Origin of the sequence: Streptomyces sp. NPDC004065, assembly GCF_044903565.1 — a bacterium.
Classification (GTDB): Bacteria; Actinomycetota; Actinomycetes; order Streptomycetales; family Streptomycetaceae; genus Streptomyces.
The window spans coordinates 51693-69028 of record NZ_JBJDQT010000025.1 but is presented as its reverse complement, the minus strand read 5'-3'; the positions used below and the strand labels follow the sequence as shown (position 1 = coordinate 69028).

19 protein-coding genes are annotated in these 17336 nt (G+C 71.5%); all 19 read left to right on the top strand.

Features of this window, described 5'->3' with window-relative positions:
• Nucleotides 1–30: 30 nt before the first annotated feature.
• The 19 genes from ACI2LW_RS24445 to ACI2LW_RS24355 all read left to right on the top strand — a co-directional run bounded on the left by ACI2LW_RS24445 (nt 31) and on the right by ACI2LW_RS24355 (nt 17335).
• A complete protein-coding gene (locus ACI2LW_RS24445) occupies nt 31–1413 on the top strand; it encodes an ATP-binding protein (protein WP_404733351.1) in 1383 nt (460 codons plus the stop codon).
• An 81-nt stretch (nt 1414–1494) separates the two neighbouring features.
• Nucleotides 1495–2967, top strand: coding sequence for an SCO6880 family protein (locus ACI2LW_RS24440; protein WP_404733350.1), 1473 nt, complete (start codon nt 1495–1497; stop codon nt 2965–2967).
• A gap of 55 nt (nt 2968–3022) precedes the next feature.
• Nucleotides 3023–3475 (top strand): DUF6238 family protein, encoded by a 453-nt coding sequence (locus ACI2LW_RS24435; RefSeq protein ID WP_404733349.1) that lies wholly within the window; start codon nt 3023–3025, stop codon nt 3473–3475.
• A gap of 28 nt (nt 3476–3503) precedes the next feature.
• Nucleotides 3504–5018, top strand: coding sequence for an ATP-binding protein (locus ACI2LW_RS24430; protein WP_334540740.1), 1515 nt, complete (start codon nt 3504–3506; stop codon nt 5016–5018).
• On the top strand, nt 4921–5610 hold the full coding sequence (locus ACI2LW_RS24425) for a hypothetical protein (protein ID WP_404733348.1): 690 nt from the start codon (nt 4921–4923) through the stop codon (nt 5608–5610). Before ACI2LW_RS24430 ends, ACI2LW_RS24425 begins: the two co-directional genes overlap by 98 nt.
• 104 nt (nt 5611–5714) lie before the next feature.
• On the top strand, nt 5715–5963 hold the full coding sequence (locus ACI2LW_RS24420) for a hypothetical protein (RefSeq protein WP_404733347.1): 249 nt from the start codon (nt 5715–5717) through the stop codon (nt 5961–5963).
• Entirely contained in the window at nt 5953–6879 is a 927-nt protein-coding gene (locus ACI2LW_RS24415; protein WP_404733346.1) for a hypothetical protein, read from the top strand. The genes ACI2LW_RS24420 and ACI2LW_RS24415 overlap by 11 nt, the downstream gene beginning before the upstream one ends.
• A 29-nt stretch (nt 6880–6908) precedes the next feature.
• Nucleotides 6909–7682, top strand: coding sequence for a hypothetical protein (locus tag ACI2LW_RS24410; RefSeq protein ID WP_404733345.1), 774 nt, complete (start codon nt 6909–6911; stop codon nt 7680–7682).
• A 291-nt stretch (nt 7683–7973) separates the two neighbouring features.
• Entirely contained in the window at nt 7974–8768 is a 795-nt protein-coding gene (locus ACI2LW_RS24405; protein ID WP_404733344.1) for a hypothetical protein, read from the top strand.
• 142 nt (nt 8769–8910) lie between these two features.
• Nucleotides 8911–9426 (top strand): hypothetical protein, encoded by a 516-nt coding sequence (locus ACI2LW_RS24400; RefSeq protein ID WP_404733343.1) that lies wholly within the window; start codon nt 8911–8913, stop codon nt 9424–9426.
• A 48-nt stretch (nt 9427–9474) separates the two neighbouring features.
• Nucleotides 9475–10218 (top strand): glycosyltransferase, encoded by a 744-nt coding sequence (locus ACI2LW_RS24395; RefSeq protein ID WP_404733342.1) that lies wholly within the window; start codon nt 9475–9477, stop codon nt 10216–10218.
• Nucleotides 10211–11317 carry a hypothetical protein gene (locus ACI2LW_RS24390; RefSeq protein WP_404733341.1) on the top strand — a complete coding sequence of 369 codons (1107 nt, stop codon included), beginning with the start codon at nt 10211–10213 and terminating at the stop codon, nt 11315–11317. The genes ACI2LW_RS24395 and ACI2LW_RS24390 overlap by 8 nt, the downstream gene beginning before the upstream one ends.
• Nucleotides 11318–11368: 51 nt before the next feature.
• Nucleotides 11369–11827, top strand: coding sequence for a hypothetical protein (locus tag ACI2LW_RS24385; RefSeq protein ID WP_404733340.1), 459 nt, complete (start codon nt 11369–11371; stop codon nt 11825–11827).
• Nucleotides 11824–13014 carry a hypothetical protein gene (locus ACI2LW_RS24380; protein WP_404733339.1) on the top strand — a complete coding sequence of 397 codons (1191 nt, stop codon included), beginning with the start codon at nt 11824–11826 and terminating at the stop codon, nt 13012–13014. The genes ACI2LW_RS24385 and ACI2LW_RS24380 overlap by 4 nt, the downstream gene beginning before the upstream one ends.
• A gap of 950 nt (nt 13015–13964) precedes the next feature.
• A complete protein-coding gene (locus ACI2LW_RS24375; RefSeq protein WP_208611265.1) occupies nt 13965–14462 on the top strand; it encodes a hypothetical protein in 498 nt (165 codons plus the stop codon).
• A gap of 99 nt (nt 14463–14561) precedes the next feature.
• The gene (locus ACI2LW_RS24370) at nt 14562–14987 is read left to right on the top strand and encodes a hypothetical protein (protein ID WP_404733338.1); all 426 of its coding nucleotides are present in this window, start codon (nt 14562–14564) and stop codon (nt 14985–14987) included.
• Nucleotides 14984–15772: a hypothetical protein gene (locus ACI2LW_RS24365; protein ID WP_404733337.1), complete on the top strand. Its 789-nt coding sequence runs from the start codon at nt 14984–14986 to the stop codon at nt 15770–15772. The genes ACI2LW_RS24370 and ACI2LW_RS24365 overlap by 4 nt, the downstream gene beginning before the upstream one ends.
• On the top strand, nt 15769–16620 hold the full coding sequence (locus ACI2LW_RS24360) for a relaxase/mobilization nuclease (RefSeq protein WP_404733336.1): 852 nt from the start codon (nt 15769–15771) through the stop codon (nt 16618–16620). The genes ACI2LW_RS24365 and ACI2LW_RS24360 overlap by 4 nt, the downstream gene beginning before the upstream one ends.
• Nucleotides 16621–16654: 34 nt before the next feature.
• Nucleotides 16655–17335, top strand: coding sequence for a hypothetical protein (locus tag ACI2LW_RS24355; RefSeq protein WP_404733394.1), 681 nt, complete (start codon nt 16655–16657; stop codon nt 17333–17335).
• The last annotated feature ends 1 nt before the right edge of the window (nt 17336 follow it).

Here is a 17336-nt window from a genome sequence, read left to right as displayed (position 1 = left end):
CTGACACGATATAAGGAGGAGTAATTCCCCGTGGGTTTCTGTGATTACCCCCTGGCGGACAAGCTCTGTGCCGTCGGCGACGCGGTCGATTTCGCCTCGGACCCTGGCAAGGCCATCGGTGACTGGATGGCGAAGTCCGCAGGTGAGCTGGCTGCGGCAGCGGCCGACTTGGCCGCCAAGGCGGTCAACACCACCACGAGGGTCGACCTGAACGCCGGATGGTTCCGCGACAACTACGAGATGCTGCTGCCGTTGGGCCTGGTCCTGCTGGTCGCCACCTTCTGCGCGCAGCTCGTCCGGGCCGCCGTCAGACGCGACGGACAAGCCCTCACCCAGGCGTTCACCGGCACCATGTCAGGGGTCCTGTTCGCGTTCTGCGCCATCGCCCTGACCACGGTCGCCGTCGAAGTCGTCGACGCCGTCAGCGACGGCCTGTTCAAGACCGCGCACCTGAGCATCGTGTCGGCCGTGCGCCGCATCGTGAAGGTCAGCCAGATCGGGTCCCTGGCCGGACTCGGCTGGCTCGTCCCGGTCGTCGTCGGTCTCGGCGCCGCCATCGGCGCCTTCCTCTACTGGTGCGTGATGATGGTCCGCAAGGTCGGCATCCTCGTCATGGTCACCCTGGCCGTCTTCGCGTCCGCCGGCGGCGGCTGGGAAGTCGCACGCCGCTGGCGCAAGGGCTGGATCGAAGCCACCGCCACCCTCGTCGTCAGCAAGCTGCTGATGACTGTGATCTTCGTGCTCGGCATCGCCGCCATGGGCAAGACCGACGCCACCGACGGCATCGCCGCCCTCGCCGACGTCATGTCCGGCATCGTGATCATGATCCTGGTGCTGCTGTGCCCCTATGCCGTCTTCAAGTTCGTGCACTGGGCGGCCGACGGCACCGACGGCGAGTCCATCCACCGCGCCGGCGGCGCAGGAGCGCAGATCGCCAAGGCCCACGCCGAGAACGTCGCCCGCAAGGCCGCGGCAGCAGCCGCCACCGCCGGAACCGGCGGCGCGGCAGCCGGAGCGGGTGTCGCCGCCGCGCAAGGCCCCGACGCCGCAGGCGGAGGCGGATTCCCCGGCGACATCGCCGCCAACCCGACCGGCGACAGCGGCGGCGGCAAGGACGCTTCGCAGGGTGGCGGAACGGGCGGCTCGCCCGGTGGCGGTGCCATGAAGTCCGGCCTGGAGAAGGCCGTCCAGCCCGCGCCGACGAGCGTGTCGGATGACACCAGCGGCCAGGTGGGCGGCAGCCCGGGGCCGGGTGGATCCGGCGTGAGCGCCGCGTCCGGCCAGCAAGGCGGCTGGCAGTCAGTGCCGCCGACCACGACCCCGCCGCCGCAGGGCGCACCGCCGTCCCCTGGGGCACAGAACGCCACGCCCAGCGGGACGGCCTCACCGCCGCCGCCTGCGACCGGCCTCTGATCCCCTGTCCGTCTACCGGGGGCGGGACGTGTACTGCACCCCCGCCCCCGGGTTTCCGCCCGCGTCTTCAGGACCCGCCCCTTGACTGATCTCTCCGTCGCTCCGGTCACGGTGAAGTTTCCGCACCGGTCCCGCCGCGGCATCCTCCTCGGCCTCTCCCTGCCGCAACTCGTCCTTGTTTCCTGCACGCTGGCGCTGCTGCTGATGACGGTGGTCTCCACCGGGCTGGTCGGCGCCGTCGCCCTGGCACCGCTGTGGGCGGCTTCCGGTGCGCTCGTGGTGATCCGTCGGCACGGACGCTCCCTGATCGACTGGGCGCCGATCGTCACCCGCTACGCACAGCGCCGACGCACCGGCCAGACGCTCTGGCTCGCCCGGCCCGTCACCCGGCCCCGGCAGGATGGCATCCTCCACCTGCCCGGCACGGCCGCCTCCCTCAAGGTGGTCACACCCGGCGACTCCGCCAACGGCGCCGCGGCCGTGCACGACCCGCACCGGCAGACCCTGACCGCCATCGCCCGGGTCAGCAGCCGCGCCTTCGCCCTCCTCGACCCCGCCACCCAGACCCACAATGTGGGCAGCTGGGGACGCGCGCTCGCGGGCATCGCCCGCACCGGGCACATCGCCACCGTGCAGGTGCTGGAACGCACCGTCCCCGACAGCGGCGACACCCTCTCCCGCCACTGGGCTCAGAACGGGCAGCCCCAGACACCGGTCGCCGGACAGATCTACTCCGAACTGGTCGCCTCGGCCGGTCCCGCCGCCGCACCTCATGAGACCTACCTCGCCATCTCCCTCGATCTGAAGGCCGCCCGGCGGCTGATCTCGCAGGCTGGCGGCGGGCTGCCCGGGGCGTTCACCGTCATGGAGCAGACCACCGCGTCCATCGCCCAGGCGGCCCGCAACGCCGGACTGATGGTCACCGGGTGGCTGACCGCGCGGGAGATCGCTGCCGTCATCCGCACCGCCTACGACCCGGGGGCCCTGGCCGCACTCCAGCAGTGGTCCGACACCGGCCGCGCCGAGGCCGATCCCGCAGCCTCAGGTCCCGTCGTCCAGGTCGAGGAGTACGACCGCCTCGCCACCGACAGCGCGCGACACGCCACGTACTGGGTGGAGAACTGGCCCCGCACCGAGACGAACGCCGGCTTCATGCACGGCCTCATGTTCACGGCCGGCGTGCGGCGCAGCCTGTCCCTCATCTACGTGCCGCAGGGGCTCGAGTCCGCGCTGCGGGACGTCCAGCGCAAGAAGGCCGCGATCATCGCCGACGCCAACGAGCGCGCCCGCCGCGGGCAGGTCGACAGCGAGGAAGACTCCGTCGAGTACGCCGACGTCAAACAGCGTGAGCGCCAGCTCATCGCCGGACACGCGGACGTCGCCCTGACCGGCCTCGTCACCGTCACCGCCGAGACCGACGCCCTCCTGGACGCCGCCTGCGCCCAGATCGAGACCCACGCCGTCACCTCGGGCGTCGACCTGCGACGGCTGAACTACCAGCAGCCCGACGCGTTCGCCGTCGCCGCACTCCCCCTGGCTCGCACCACCCTGTAGCTGCCAGTTCGCCCCCACACCCCGCTCCCGCCTCTTTGGCGGCAAGGACCTCCCATTGATCCCTCCCCGTCCCAGCACGCCCGACGCGGACCCCTACCTTCGGGCCGCCACCGCAGGCGTCCGCCACCACGCTCGTGCCCTCAACCGTGCCGCGCCCCCGGATCGCGGGCACCTCGACACCCTGCACGCCCACCTCACCGAACTACACCGGTTCATCGACCAGTTGGCCGAGGCAGCAGGGCCCCCGCATCCTGCAGCAGGCCGCCACCTCGCCACCGCGCACACCCGCCTGTGGCAGGCCACCACCGAGCTCCACTCCGCCTTCCACCTGCTGCCCGGCAACACAGCGCAAGCAGATACCGAGACGAGCGCGTGCCATCCGGAAAGGCTGCCCGAAGGGCCGCCCGTGCTGACCATCTGCCAACGCCACCTCGCCACCGGGCACAGCATCCGGCGTAAGACCACCCCCACCGACCTCCGCCCGCACACCACGGCCTGCGTGCGATGAGCACCACCCGCAGAATCGAGGGCCTCCGATGAGCCACCGGCCCGCTCGCCGCGCCCGCCGCGCCTCCGCCAGCCCACTGTTCACCCCCCACGGCACCGACCGGGCCAGCCGCAAGGCAGCCCGCCGCCAGCTCGCCGAAGCCACCGCCAAGGCCCGCGCCGAAGCCACCGCCCACCAGGCCGAGAGCACACCAGCCGAGCACGAGATGCCCGCTCCGCTCTACCCCCCGAGCGGACGGCCCGGGCCCGCCTCCGCGCGCAACAACCGGCTGAAGCTGCCCGCCCACCGCATGACCACCGCCGTGGCCGCCGGCGCCTACCCCTTCCTCGCCGAAGGCGGGCTCGGCGCCGAGGGCATCTACATCGGCCGCGACGTCCACGCGGAAGCGTCGTTCGTCTTCGACCCGTTCGCGCTGTACGGCAAGGTCGAGGGATTCACCAACCCCAACCTCCTGCTCGCCGGAGTGATCGGCCAGGGCAAGAGCGCGCTCGCCAAGTCCTTCGCGCTGCGCTCGGTCGCCTTCGGCTACCGCGTCTACGTCCCCTGTGATCCGAAAGGCGAGTGGACGCCGGTGGCGCAAGCCCTCGGCGGCCGGTCCGTCGCTCTCGGCCCCGGACTGCCCGGACGCCTGAACCCCCTGGATGCGGCCCCGCGACCGGACAGCGTAACGGAGGCCGACTGGGTCGGCGAGATCCGCAAACGGCGCCTGCTCCTACTCGGCTCCCTCGCCCGGACCGTCCTGGGCCGGGACCTGATGCCCATGGAGCACACCGCCCTCGACGTCGCCCTCGACGCCGTCGTCACCCGTGCCACCGCCACCGGCCGCACCCCGCTCCTCGGCGACGTCGCCGCCACCCTCAACACCCCCAGTGCGCTCGACGAAGCCGCCGGCATGATGTCCGGCCAGCTCGGCGACGCCGCACGCGACCTGGCCCACGCGATGCGCCGCCTCGTCCACGGTGACCTGGCCGGCATGTTCGACGCCCCCTCCACCGTCACCTTCGACCCGCGCGCGCCGATGCTCACCATCGACCTGTCCCGGCTCGGAGGATCCGGCGACGACACCGCCCTCGTCCTGGCCATGACCTGCGCAAGTGCCTGGATGGAGTCCGCCCTCTCCGATCCGAACGGCGGCCGGCGCTGGATCGTGTACGACGAGGCGTGGCGGTTGATGCGGCACGTCGGTCTGCTGCAGCGGATGCAGGCCCAGTGGAAGCTCAGCCGTGGTCTTGGCATCGCCAACCTCATGGTGATCCACCGGCTGTCCGACCTGCTCACCGCCGGCGACGCCGGATCACAAGGCCGCGCCCTCGCCGAGGGCCTCCTCGCCGACTGCAGCACCCGGATCATCTACCGCCAGGAGACCGACCAACTCCACGCCGCCGCCGCCCTGCTGGGCCTGACCTCCGTGGAAATGGACGCCATCGCGCACCTCAACCGGGGCCGTGGTCTGTGGAAAGTCGCTGGCAGATCCTTCATCGTCCAGCACCTGCTGCATCCCCACGAGCTGGCGCTCTTCGACACTGACGCCCGAATGCATTGAAAGCGTCGAGTTCACGAATCCTGACAACACCCCATCGAAGGACTTTCGTATCTCCCCGCGTGACCCGGACTTCGAGCTGTACGAGAACGTCGGCCGCGACGCCGACCAGATCCACGCCGCCCGGTACAACCTCGCCACCCGCGGCGACCTGAAGCGGTGGGCGCGACGCGACGCGCAGCCCTTCCGCGACGCGCATCCGCTGCCGGACCAGCCCTGGCCCGCACCCGACCTCACCCCCTACCTGGACGCCCTCGCCGCGGCTCAGACTCCGGCAGAGATCGAAGCAGTCACCGACCACTTCCTGGACGCCGCCGAACCTGCACTGCGCGCCGTGAGCGACTACCTCGTCGCCGCCGCCCGGTGGCGGCGGGAGAACCGCGGTGCGGCCAAGGGATCTCCCTCAAACCTGCTGATGACGGCGGCCAGCCGGGCGCTGTCGGTCCTGGCCCTCGCCGACGAGGCCGGCCTGAGCAGGCTGCGCGCCGCCTACGACCCGGCCCCCACCCCCGCGACACCGACCGGCGGCCAGCCTGGGGCCAGCGCAGGTGTCCCACCCGCTCCTCCGTCCCCTGGCACCGCGCCCCGCCGATAGCCCTCTCTGCGATTCCAGTCCCGCCCGACTCTCGCAAACGCGATTGCGAGGGACCACCACTGTTGATCGACACGGCACCGCCACCGCCTGCACACGGAGTCCTCTTGAAACGTCCCCCTCACCTGAACCCCGCCGAATGGGCCGAATACCAACAACGCCGAGCCGAACTCGACGACCTCATGGCACAGGTCGCCGACCAGGAAGCCCAGATGGAACACGACCTGATCGCCACCCACGACGAGTACGAACTCGGCTTCAGCCAGGAGTCGCAGCCGGGAGTCACCCCCGCTGGACGGACGCCTCCACCGCACCGATCGCCCGCCTCCTCCCGCGGGAGGAACCGTGGCCGCTGACGAAGCGAGCACCCCAGACTCCCGCCGCGTCGCCTCGCTCGCACCGCTTCCCGACCACCGCAACGTGGACACCCCGTGGTGGCAGGAGCTGTGGCGTCGCCACGCGCACATCACCACGCCGCTGCGGGCGCGCGGCCTGCAGTGCGACATCGAGTTCGGCCTCAGCGCCTACATCGTGCGCGTCTCGCTCCCCGACGACAGTTACCTGATCATCGGTCCGCCGCAGGAGCCGTTCTCCGAGCGCCCGCCCGGAGACCCCGAGGGCTGGATCGCGACGCGTGAGCACCCCGACGACCCGTCACTGTTCGAGGTCCTCTACGACTCGGCCCCCTCCGACGACCCCGGTGCTCCCCAGCGGCCCGAAGCCGGCTACGGCGGCAGCGCCCAGCCCCTGATCGAGACGATCAACCACCGCCTGACCCAGCTCGGACTGCTGCCGCACCCCGTCTTGCCCGGCGAAAGCCCACACGTGCACTCAGCCCAGCCGACGCCCCCGCCCCAGGCCCGTGACGTCCCCGGCACACCCGACGACGCTCCCATCTACGTCTACGGCGACGCGCTGCGCGCTCTGACCGACCGGCTCAATGGAGCCGAGTCGCATGCGGATGCCGCTGCCCTGCTGCACCAGATCCTGGAGCCCACCGACGGCCTGCTGGCGCAACTCGGCGAGTTCTTCGAAGCAGCCGGGGAGAAGGCCAAGGAAGCGGAGGAGGACGACGGCTTCGACCTGTCCTACGACCTCGCCGACGCCGCCGCCGAGATCCGCAACCTCGCAGAGGTCCTGCACGTGGCCGAGGACCGGATGCGGGCCCTTACCCCGCTCGCGTCGGCGCCGCGACTGCCCTCCAGCCCGGCCCGTACACCGTCCCTTCCCCCGCGAGTGCTCCCGCCGGCGCAGCCGCGGAACGCGCGCTGACCCGGACCATCGCTTCCCTCCAGGAACACATGACCTCACCCCGCACCGACCTGGCCGCCTTCGCCGCCGGCCTTGCCGCGCGCCTGCCCGGCACCTGGACCAGCGAGTACCAGTGCCACGCGCAGTACGCGGACCAGTTCCCCCGTACCGAGCAGCTCTGGGACACCGGTCACGTCGACTATGTCGTCAGCCAGTACGTCCTCACCCACGACGCCGTGCTCCACGGGCCGGCCGACCAGAGGCTGTACGTGGCCGACCGCCCCCGCTATCTGCACCAGTTCGTCGTCGCCCCGCTCACACCCGACAGCACGCACATCAAGCCCCACCACTTCGCCGGAGTCGAGGAACCCCACGGCATCGCCGTTCCCAAGGACCCCGCACGCGCGGCAGCACGAGTCGCCCGGCGGCTGCTGCCCCGCTACGGAGAAGCCCTGCACGCCGTCCTCAACAACGCGGCGCACCAGCCCCAGCCACCGCACCGGCCCCAACCGCCACAGGTCGACCAGATCCTCACGCTGACCCTCTACAGCGACGGCGCCCTCGGCGCACCGTACGAGAGCGTGCCGGTGGATGCCCGCATGACCCTGTACACCCACGGCTTCCAGTACCACCCGCACCAAGCAGCGTTCCTCCTGCCCACCGCCTACGGGGACACCGGTCGCGCCCTTCGCGTCCACGCCGTGGTCCAGCAACTCACGGCCAAGGGCATCGGCGTGAACCTGCGCCACTCGGCGCCCACCACCAGCGCCGCCCTTCCGCCGGCCTCAGCGAAGGCCGCGTCCCCGCCCCGCCGTACGCGCTGACCCCCCTGCCCCTAGATCCTTGGAGTCTCCATCCGCATCGCCCGCCGCACCCTGCCGCTGTTCGTCGGCGCCGCCTGCCTCGCCCTGGCGCTCACCGGTTGTGCCACCGACAACGATGCTGCCGTCGCCAAGCAGACGCCCAGCGCCAGCAGCGCGCCGCAGCCGGCGCCTGCCCTCAGCGCCGCCCAGGCCCGCGCCGTCATCACCCACTACTCGCAGATCAACAACGAGGCCAACGCCGATCGCAACCGCGCCCTGCTCGGCACCATCGAGGACGGCCCGCTGTACGCCATGTCCGTCTCGGACTACGCCGAGACCGAGGGACTTCCCGCGGCCGACCGCACGCCCTACAAGCCCTGGTCCTACGACACCGCCAGCACCAAGCTGTACATCCCGCGCCTGGCCGCCGGACAGGACCGCTGGTTCGCCGCCGCGCTCTCGGACGACAAGGGCAAGGCCCCCTCGCGTCTGGCGGTGTTCGCCGAACGACCCCAGCACAAGCGCTGGGAGATGGTCTCCGTCGTCGACCTCGACAGCCCGAAACTGCCGGACATCGCCCTCGACCACGACGGGTACGCGACGGCCGTTGCCGCCGACGGCAACAAGCACCTTGCCGCCGACGCGAACCTGCTGCGCACCGCGGTGCTCGACAATTTCGCCACCGGCGGCACGCACACGGGGACGAAGGTCTTCAAGCCGACCACGGCGAGCAAGCGGCAGATCGAGGTCCACGACAAGACCGGCACCCGCTACGGGGACCAGGGCACCACGGTCTTCGCCGGCGCTGACAACCGCTACAGGGACGCCTACGCCCTCAAGACCGCCGACGGCGGCGCGCTGCTCCTCTTCTCCCACACGCACACCCAGACCGACGCCGTCGCGCACTCCGGCCTGCAGATCAACCCCGGCAAGGAGGACCGGGCCTGGCTCCATGACGTGCCCCGCACCTCGATCACGTACACGTTCGTGTGCAACGACGCCGCCACCGTCCCCCCGCAGGCCGCACCGTCCCGCCTGATCGGCTACACGTGCGCCCGCACCGACGCCTCCGGCCCGCCGGTCCCGTCCTGGTCGGAGCGCGTGTAGACGCACCCGCGCGCCACCTTGATAGCCGCTGAACATTTTCCGCCCCCTGCTCGCTGCGGAGATCTCCCTGTCCACTCGCTCCTTCATCGCCCGCCCCACCGTCGGCACGGGCTACACCGGCATCCACGTCCAGCTCGACGGCGTGCCCAGCCACCACCTCCCCCTGCTCTTGGCCGCTTACCAGTACAAGTTCGGACGCGACATCGAGGCCATGTGCCGGCACCTCATCGACGACGTCGCCGTCGGCTGGGACGAACTCGGCACCGATCTCCTCGACGATGCCCCGCCCGCACTCGTGACCGCGCTGACCGGCGGCGAGCACTGGCCCAGCCGAACCCTCGACCACCTGGTCACCCCGGACGGCTCGCCGCCGGTACGCATGTCGGTCACCGACGAGACCGCCGATGCGCAGGACATGGAGTGGGGGTACGTCCTGCACAAGGAGGGCGTCGAGGTGATCAGCCTCCTGCACGAGGACATCGGCCCCATCGTGAGCTGGGCCATCGACCCGCGCACCGCCTTCAACGACCACCCGGCGGCCTGGTCCTCCCGCGACTTCCCGCCCGCTATCCGGGCATCGCGCAGCACGCCGACTCCGAGCGCTCCTGCCGCAGCCCCGGCGAAGGCCGGCCCCTCGCGCCCCACCGCCCGCCGCTAGCTTTCCCTCGTCTTCCCGGAGCCTTCCCTGCCCCCGCGCACCACGCCCTTGATCACCGTCGTCATCGCCAGCCGCCTGCGCGAAGACCGGCTCGACTACCTGACCGCCATGCACTCGAGCCTGACCCGGCAGTCCGTGCCGTGGGAGGCCGTGATCGCACTCGACGGTGCCTCACCCGACCGCCTGCCGGCCCCGCTCGCACAAGATGCCCGCGTTCGCACCCTGTCGCTGCCCCGGCCGGTCGGCGCCGCCTGCGCCCGCAACCTGGCCCTGAACCACGTACGCACCCCGTACACCAACTGGGCGGACGACGATGATGAGTTCACCGACGATGCGATGGCTCTACGGCTGAACACCCTGGAGTCCACCGGAGTCGGCTGGTGTGCCGGCTGGAGCGAGGACCAGCACCCCGACGGCTCGACCACCGTGTGGCGCTGCCCCACGCCGCCCGGCCGGCACGAGGCCGGTGACGTGTGGACGTACTGGAAGTCGTCGGCGGACACCATCCCCATCGGACCGACCACGATCCTCGCCCGCACCGACCTCGTGCGCGCCGCGCCGATGGGCGGCCTCGTCCAGGGTGAGGACTACTGCGCGGCCCTCGGCGTGACCGCTCTCGCGCCCGGGATCCTACTGCCGGTCCCCGTGTACCGGTACCGCAAGTGGAACGGGCAGATGACAGCCCAGGTCGGATACGACCAGCTGGAGGCGGCTGCCCGTGAGCACGCCTGGGCGTACGGCCGCAGCCTTCGCTCCGTCCTGTGCGGTGACGAGGACCTGGCCCGTGGCTGAGGCGCAGATCATCCTGTCGCACAGCCGGGAGTCCGGGATCGTCGCCATCGCCTCGGGCGAGCAGTACCCCTGGGCGCACACCGCCCTCGCGGAGAGCGGCTTCCAGCGGGACGACGAGGGCGTCTGGCACCTGCCCGCGGACGGCACCCAGACCACCGTGGTCGACCTGATCACGTGCGCGAAGCGGCACCGCACCAGCGTGCACACGAGCAGCCGCCGGTTCATCGGCGACGCCGCCCGCGACCTCGCGCGCCTCCTGCCCGGCCATTGGCACGCCTCGGTCGAGATCTACTCGCACCCCGACTGGCAGGAAGACCTCGTCCCCTGGATCTGGGACAGCGGCGAACTCGGCCGCGCCGTCCAGACCGAGCGAATCCCCTACGCCGCGCTCCTCACCGACGCGGTGCAGGGCACCGCGCTGCTGTTCATCGAACGTCCCGGCCGTCAACTCGACTACCTGGTCGGAGCCTTCTCGCCCGAGGGACTGGAAGGGGGCTACGGCGATCCCCACGCCCCGCGCAGCATCGTCCTGCCGCCATTTGCCGGCCGGGCTGCCCAGGCGCTCACCGGCCGGTACCTCCCCGCCTACGAGCAGGCCGTCCACGCCCGCCAGACGGCGGCCATCGCCGCCGTGCTCGGGGACATCCGCTGCGAGCACGACACCTGGCAGGCCATGAACGCCTCCGGCCGCTACAGCGACGCCACCCCGCTGAGCGCCGCCGCTCGCGGCGCCGCGACGGAGTTGTTCCTCGACCACGCCTGGCGCCGTTTCCTGACCGTCGTCGACCACGCCCCGGCGCTGCTCGACCGGTGCCGACCCGCGAGCAGCCCGTGGCCCGACGACGCCGCGGCCCTCTCCCGTCTGGCCGACGCCGTGATCGATGCCGAGACCCTGGTCGACGAGATCGTCCACGGCGGTTTCGTGCCGGAGCAGGAGCGCCGAGCACGCGCGTGGTCGGCCATCGAGACCTGGCTCACTGACGGCGAAACGTTCTTGCGTCAGGCCCGCATCAGCGCACCCCACCGCCGCCCGGCCCTGCCCGTCGCCGCGCCGGCCCGCCCCTTCACCACGGCCCGGCCCGCGCACCGCGGCCCCTGACCCTTCCGCCCCACGCCCCACGCCCCACGCCCCGAGGAGAACACCGCCCCCTTGCAACCCGGCACCCACTTCGCCTTCGGCGACCACGAGGAACACGGCTTCGTCGCCTCCTTCACCGCGTCTATGCCCGCGCACCTCGCCCACTGGTACCTGGAGCGCGAGCAGTTCGAGCCCGTTCCCGGAGAACCCGGCCTGTACCGGCTCAGCGAGCCCGAGCGCGACGGAGTCCGCCGCACCCGCCAAGCCGTCCACGACCTGCGCCGCCACGGCTACACCGTGCAGGCCGACATCCGCCTTGACTCGTCCCTCTCGGCCGGCCCGGCACACCCCGCCCGGCCGAACGGCCTGCGGGAGCGCCGCAGCCGTCTCGCCCAGGCCGCCGCCGGCCGGACGACGCAGCGCTCTACACCGCCCACCACCTCCCCGCCAGCGGCCCGGCCGATCCCGCCGAAGCCCACCTACGCTCCGACCGTCCACCTGACGGCCGCGACCGGCGGGCGGTCCCGATGACACCCGCGAGCCGTCCGGCCCCCGACGGCCCCTTGCCGACCGCTCCCGAACCGGCCAACGGGCCACGTGACTTCCGTTTGCGGATGGCGGTCATCGACCGCGAGACCGAGGCCGCGCTCGACATGACACGCGACCGTTACGGCCGTACCGTCCACGCGGGCGCCGCGGCAGCCGCGCGAGCCCACCGCGACAAGGCCGCGGTGGAGGCGTACGCCGCCCACCTCGCCCCGCACGCCGAGGCTCTCCTCGATGCCGCCCGCCTGGTGCTCGATGAGCTGCCACCCACTCGGCACCTGGCCGGGTGGCGGGCCGTCCTGGACGGCCTGGCCGTTTCGGCCGCCGAGATCCGCCGGGCGCTCGACCGGCCAGCCGCCCCCGGTTCCCCGGCCGCGCGCGCTCAGCACGCGGCCCTGTGGCCGCACCTGGCCGCCTGGGCGGACCACGGCTCCATCGCCAGCAACCTCGCCGACCAGCAGGGCGGCCAGCACCACAAAGCTCCGCTGACCGACGAGGAACAGCAAATGTGGACCAAGAAGGCCCAGGCCGCGCAAAGGCGCGGCGAGCTGGAGCTGACCGAGTCGTGGTACGCCGCCGACGGGCAGCCGATCACCCTCGCCTATTTGGTCGAGGATGACGACTCGACGGTGGTCGCGCTGCGCGGCGACCCGGACGCACCGGGCTGGCAGGTTGTCGGGCACTACGCCCACGAGTACGAGGCGGGCAAGGTGCTGCCCGCTCCGGTTCCGCCCGGCGTGCTGCGCGCGGACGTCTCCCGGTTCAACCGCCCGGCACCGGTTCCGGAGGTGTCTCTGCAGGACCTCATCCGTGATGTCGTCGAAGGCCACAGTGCCGGTGACGCCTCCAATGCGCTTCTCAGCGCTGTCCAGCGCGGCTATGACGCCGGCCCGATGGTCCGCCTGCAGGAACTCCTGGAGACCAGCGGCCAGTTCGCCAGCGCCCTGGAGACCGTGCAGTGCCGCCAGATCGCCGCCCGCCTGGCAGCGCTGAGCCGGCAGATCGAGTTCCTCACCCGCGAAGTCGAAGAGGCGGCCGAGGACCTCGGCGCGACCGTCGCCGTCCTGCCCCCGCACCGCACCCCCGTGCTGCGCACCCGTCCGCGCCCCGCCGTGGACACCACACCGCCCACGCCGCCACCCCGCGCCAGCACCACCGCCCGACACCGCTAAGCCCATGTCCCACCTGGTCTTGACGAACACGAGCCCATGGAGCAGTACGCGATCAACCTTGCCCTCGCAAAATACGAGCACGATCGTGAGCTGTCTTGAGCGCCCACGGCCTAGGGGCGGCCATGCCAGCCGCCCCGGAGCAGCGGCTACTACTGACGCTTACTCACATGTGACACGGCGGTCATGCCGGCGCCGTAGGTGAAGGCAAGGACGGCCCCGCCAGAAGCGACGGCGGTGAGGGCAGGCTGCCCCAGAACAGCGGAGCCGATCCCCGCAACCAGCCCAGCGATGACGGATACCAGCGCAACGACGACAACGTGATACACGCGGTGGTCACAGGTAGAAGTGGTGGCAGACAAGTAGGGCCCTCCCATACTCCGTCGGAGCGCCGTCACCTGAATCAGGGCAGGGTGCATCCTGCGCTGGATTCACGTCACAGCGTCGCCGCCCAGCGGGCGTCGCGATAGGGAAGCGCCGGCCAGGCGCGCCTATCGCTCCTCGGATGGAGCGCCGTAGCGGTTGGCCATCATCACCGATGCACCATGCCTTTCAAGGATCTCGTCGACCACGTCCATAGTAGCCAACCCCACTGACACACAGACAAGTTGGTGACCTCGGGGGAGCCCAAGCGCCGATCTGCAGCGACTCCCACTTACCTGGTCTTCACGCGCGAAGCCTCGTTGCAGGCACTGGTGGCCGTGCTCCTGGCCAAGCGTCCCGCCCGCCGCACCGCCCTCGCCGGACATCTCGCCAAGCAGCCGCTCGCCGACCCGGCGCTCCCTGGCACCGGCGCGGCCTTCGCTCTCACCGTCCTTCTCGCCGCGCGCCGACGTCTGGGCCCTGCGGGCAGTCGCGGTGCGGCTGGCGCCGGTGCCTGCTCCGAGGCCGGCATAAGACGCCCTGATCAGGGCGCAACCCCCACCTTGCAACCCCTTTGAGGAGATCGAATTATGGCTGTTCGTACGCACTGGACCGTGGAGCACGCCTGCTCCCACCGCGTGGATCATGACCTGTCCAATCGCCCTGCCGACAAGCGGGCAGGCTTCGCCCGCTGGCTCGCGTCGAAGGACTGCACCGACTGCTGGAAGGCGGCGCGCGACGCCGACACCGGGTCCAAGGAGGAGTGGCTCGCGGCCAAGCGGGCCGAGGAGCAGGAGGCAGCCCTCGCGTGGGCGAAGCAGTTCGACATGCCGCAGTTGGAGGGCCCGGCCAAGGCCCTGGACTGGGGCGAACGCTCCCGCCACCAGCTGATGACATCCGCGCACACCGCGCTCGTCATCGAGGGCACGTGGGACGAGGCGGACTGGGCGGAGCTGGAGGAGAAGGCCCGCGCCATCACCCGTGCCGGATGGTGGATCGACCAGCGCGACGCCGAAGGCACTGACCTGCTCGAACTCCTCGACGCAGCCAGTGAGGCGGACCGCGGGACGGAGAACCCGTTCCACTGACGGCTGGGCAACATAGCCGGATAACGCCGGTTAGCCAAACCGGCGTTCCTCCGGACTATTGATGCTCCCACCCCGCCAGCACTTGCGTGGAAGGAACTCATGTCCCAGCTTCCGCCCACCTCGGCGTTCGCACCGACGCCCGACCCGCTCACCCCCGATCGAGACATCACCCACGCCCACTTCCAGGCCGGTGACACTGTCGTCGTCCTGAAGGGGATGGCCGGCGGAGAACTGTGGGGCGATGCGATGCGCGTCGTGGCCCCGTCCTGGCACACCCCGACCGACGAGCACGGCTGGCGGCTGCGTGATGCGACCGGCGGCGCCCAGTCCTACGTCACCGCCCACCCCCGCTACCTCGTGCACCTCTCGCGCCGCTGCCCGGACTGCCTGATCTACCTGCGCGCCATGGAGGATGCCCTCTTTACGCGGTTCGCCGACCGCGACGAGCTGATCGACTGCGGCTGGTACACCACCACCGCCCTGGGCCAGCTCGTGCACATCGCGGACATCCGGAGTGGCCGATGACTTCCCCCACGCACCGTCCCGGCCGTTCCGCCGCGCTCGACAGAGCCAGGGCCCGAGCCACCGCATCTCCGGTCGATTCTTCCTGGCCGCTTCGCCTGGCCGAAGACCTCCGCGACATCGAGGCCGACTGGAGAACTTCGGCCGAGGTGTGCGCGGATGCTGCCTGGGCGGCACGGTCGGCCGGCCACAGCGTCCTGGCCCTGCTGTCCCCGCAGGACGTCACCGCAATGGGCCTTGACCCGATCACCGCCCGCACCTTGGCTCATCTGTACCTGAGCGCCCTGCGGTTCGACTTCCGCTGCCCCACCCTCCAACGCCTCGTCGAACAACTCGCGGAAACCGCGCGTCAGCCGCTGGACTGCTACACCCGGGCCTTGTACGCCTTCGCGCTGCTGGGCCAGTCCCGCCCGGAGGGCCTGGCGGTCATGGACGAGGTCCTCGCGGAGGCCGGGCAGCACACCAAGACCCTGCACGTCCTGCTGCACGGGCTGTGGCTCGGCCAGGACCTGGACCAGGGCGCGGAGCGTCTCCTGGCCCTCAGCTCCCGACCGGCCCTCGCCACCGGCAGCGACCCGATCGTCCTCTTCCGCGTGGCGGGTGCCCTGCGCCGGCTGGGCCGGTACGACGAAGGGCTGGGCGCCATCGACAGGGCGATCGACTGTCTCCCGCCGGGGGACACCTCGGTGCACGCCGACCTGGTCCGCGAGCGCTCCCTGCTCTGCACAGCCCGCGACCTTCATCAGCACCGGCCGCCCACCCGCACGTCGAGCGGGGTGCCGTCATGATCCCCCGCCTGCACGCGCGGACCCACTCGCCGCGCGACCCGCTCGCCGAGGCACTCGGGCGGCCCCTTTCCCCGAACGAGGGTCTGACGGAGTACACCATCGTCGCCCACTGGCCGGACCTGGACTACTACACCCCCAACGACGAGCAGAGAACCTGGACATCCGCTCAGTGGGCCGAGCACCTCGAAGATCCCTACCTGGAGCATCCGTTCACTGCCAGTGCGGACGACGACCGACGGGCGATCCTCCATCTCGACATCCGCCTCCACCCGGACGACCGGGAGCTGACCGGTCCCGAGTGGGCCGAAACCGCTCACCGGTTCGCGCGAGCCGCCGGTATCGAGATACCCGGCGCCGCAGAGCACGGCTGGCGGTGGATCGCCGTCCAGGCACAGCCCGGGCGCCTGGACCTGATCGCCAACCTGATCCACCTCGACGGCACCTGGCGCACCCCGCCCTCAGACATACTGCGGCGCCTTGCGGACGAGGCACGCCGCATCGAACAGGACCTCAACTTGATCCCCGCCCGCACCGGACCCGCGACACGCCCCGCTGTCCGTACGGCGCCCACCGCATCCGCGCAGTTCGCGAGCGTCCTTACGCAGCTCGCCGACGAGCAGGCCGGCCCGCTGGCCACGGTCCGCGGACTGATCGAGCACACCGCTCACCGCATCGCCCGCCAGCCCGGAGCCGCCAGCACCGAAGCAGCACACGGTCTGGAGCTGATCGCCCGCCGGCTCCACGCGATCCAGCAGGACCTGGACACCACCGCGGCCCACCTGGTCCGCCGGTCCCGGATCGCCGCCGCACCGCCCGTAGCCCGGCACACCGCCCACAGATCTCCGTAGGAGCAACGCCTTCTTGCCCCATACCGGCCGCTTCATGGACATCCGCCGCGACTCGAGCTCCAGCGAACTCCTCGCGCGCGGCGACGACTTGGAGGCACGCAGCATTCTCCAGCGCGCGGGATTCATCGCGGTCGTCCGCCTCCACGAGACCTACCACCGCGCCCCCGCCGGCCTCACCGAGGACGACGAGTCCCGTCTCGCCACCGATGCCGTAGCGCGCCTGCGGGCTGCCGGGTACCACGTCGACTGCGACGAACCTTTCGACACCGACGCCCGCCCCGCGCGCTATCCCACGCTCGGTACCTCGGTCTCCCACCTCGCCGAACGCCTGCGCGAAGCCACCGACACCGCCGAGGCAGCCGACATCCTCACCGCACTCACCGCGCCCCACGACGGCATCCTCGCCGGGTTGGAGGAAACCCTCGGCGCTCTGGCGGAGTTCTTCGACGGACTCGGCAACGCGACCGATCCGCACACCGCCCGGCGCCTGCGCTACCTCGCCGACGAATACGTCCGCGTCATCCACTCCGACCTCGCGTACACCCGCGAACGGCTGGCCGACCGGCACGCCCCTCACCCCGGCCGCCGCCCCTGCGCCGAGCAGGTGCCCGACCACGAGCCCGAACGCTCCGCCGTGTGCGCCTGCCCACCCCCGCCGCGTGCACTGCCGGCCCCGGCACCGCCGCCCGTCGGTGCCACCCGCCTGCGCCGCTGAG

Bases quoted from the DNA above. Each gene is read 5' to 3' on its own strand.
- ACI2LW_RS24430 (WP_334540740.1), top strand. From the start codon at position 3,504: ATGAGCCACCGGCCCGCTCGCCGCGCCCGCCGCGCCTCCGCCAGCCCA.
- ACI2LW_RS24410 (WP_404733345.1), top strand. From the start codon at position 6,909: ATGACCTCACCCCGCACCGACCTGGCCGCCTTCGCCGCCGGCCTTGCC.
- ACI2LW_RS24405 (WP_404733344.1), top strand. From the start codon at position 7,974: ATGTCCGTCTCGGACTACGCCGAGACCGAGGGACTTCCCGCGGCCGAC.
- ACI2LW_RS24380 (WP_404733339.1), top strand. From the start codon at position 11,824: ATGACACCCGCGAGCCGTCCGGCCCCCGACGGCCCCTTGCCGACCGCT.
- ACI2LW_RS24375 (WP_208611265.1), top strand. From the start codon at position 13,965: ATGGCTGTTCGTACGCACTGGACCGTGGAGCACGCCTGCTCCCACCGC.
- ACI2LW_RS24370 (WP_404733338.1), top strand. From the start codon at position 14,562: ATGTCCCAGCTTCCGCCCACCTCGGCGTTCGCACCGACGCCCGACCCG.
- ACI2LW_RS24365 (WP_404733337.1), top strand. From the start codon at position 14,984: ATGACTTCCCCCACGCACCGTCCCGGCCGTTCCGCCGCGCTCGACAGA.
- ACI2LW_RS24360 (WP_404733336.1), top strand. From the start codon at position 15,769: ATGATCCCCCGCCTGCACGCGCGGACCCACTCGCCGCGCGACCCGCTC.
- ACI2LW_RS24355 (WP_404733394.1), top strand. From the start codon at position 16,655: ATGGACATCCGCCGCGACTCGAGCTCCAGCGAACTCCTCGCGCGCGGC.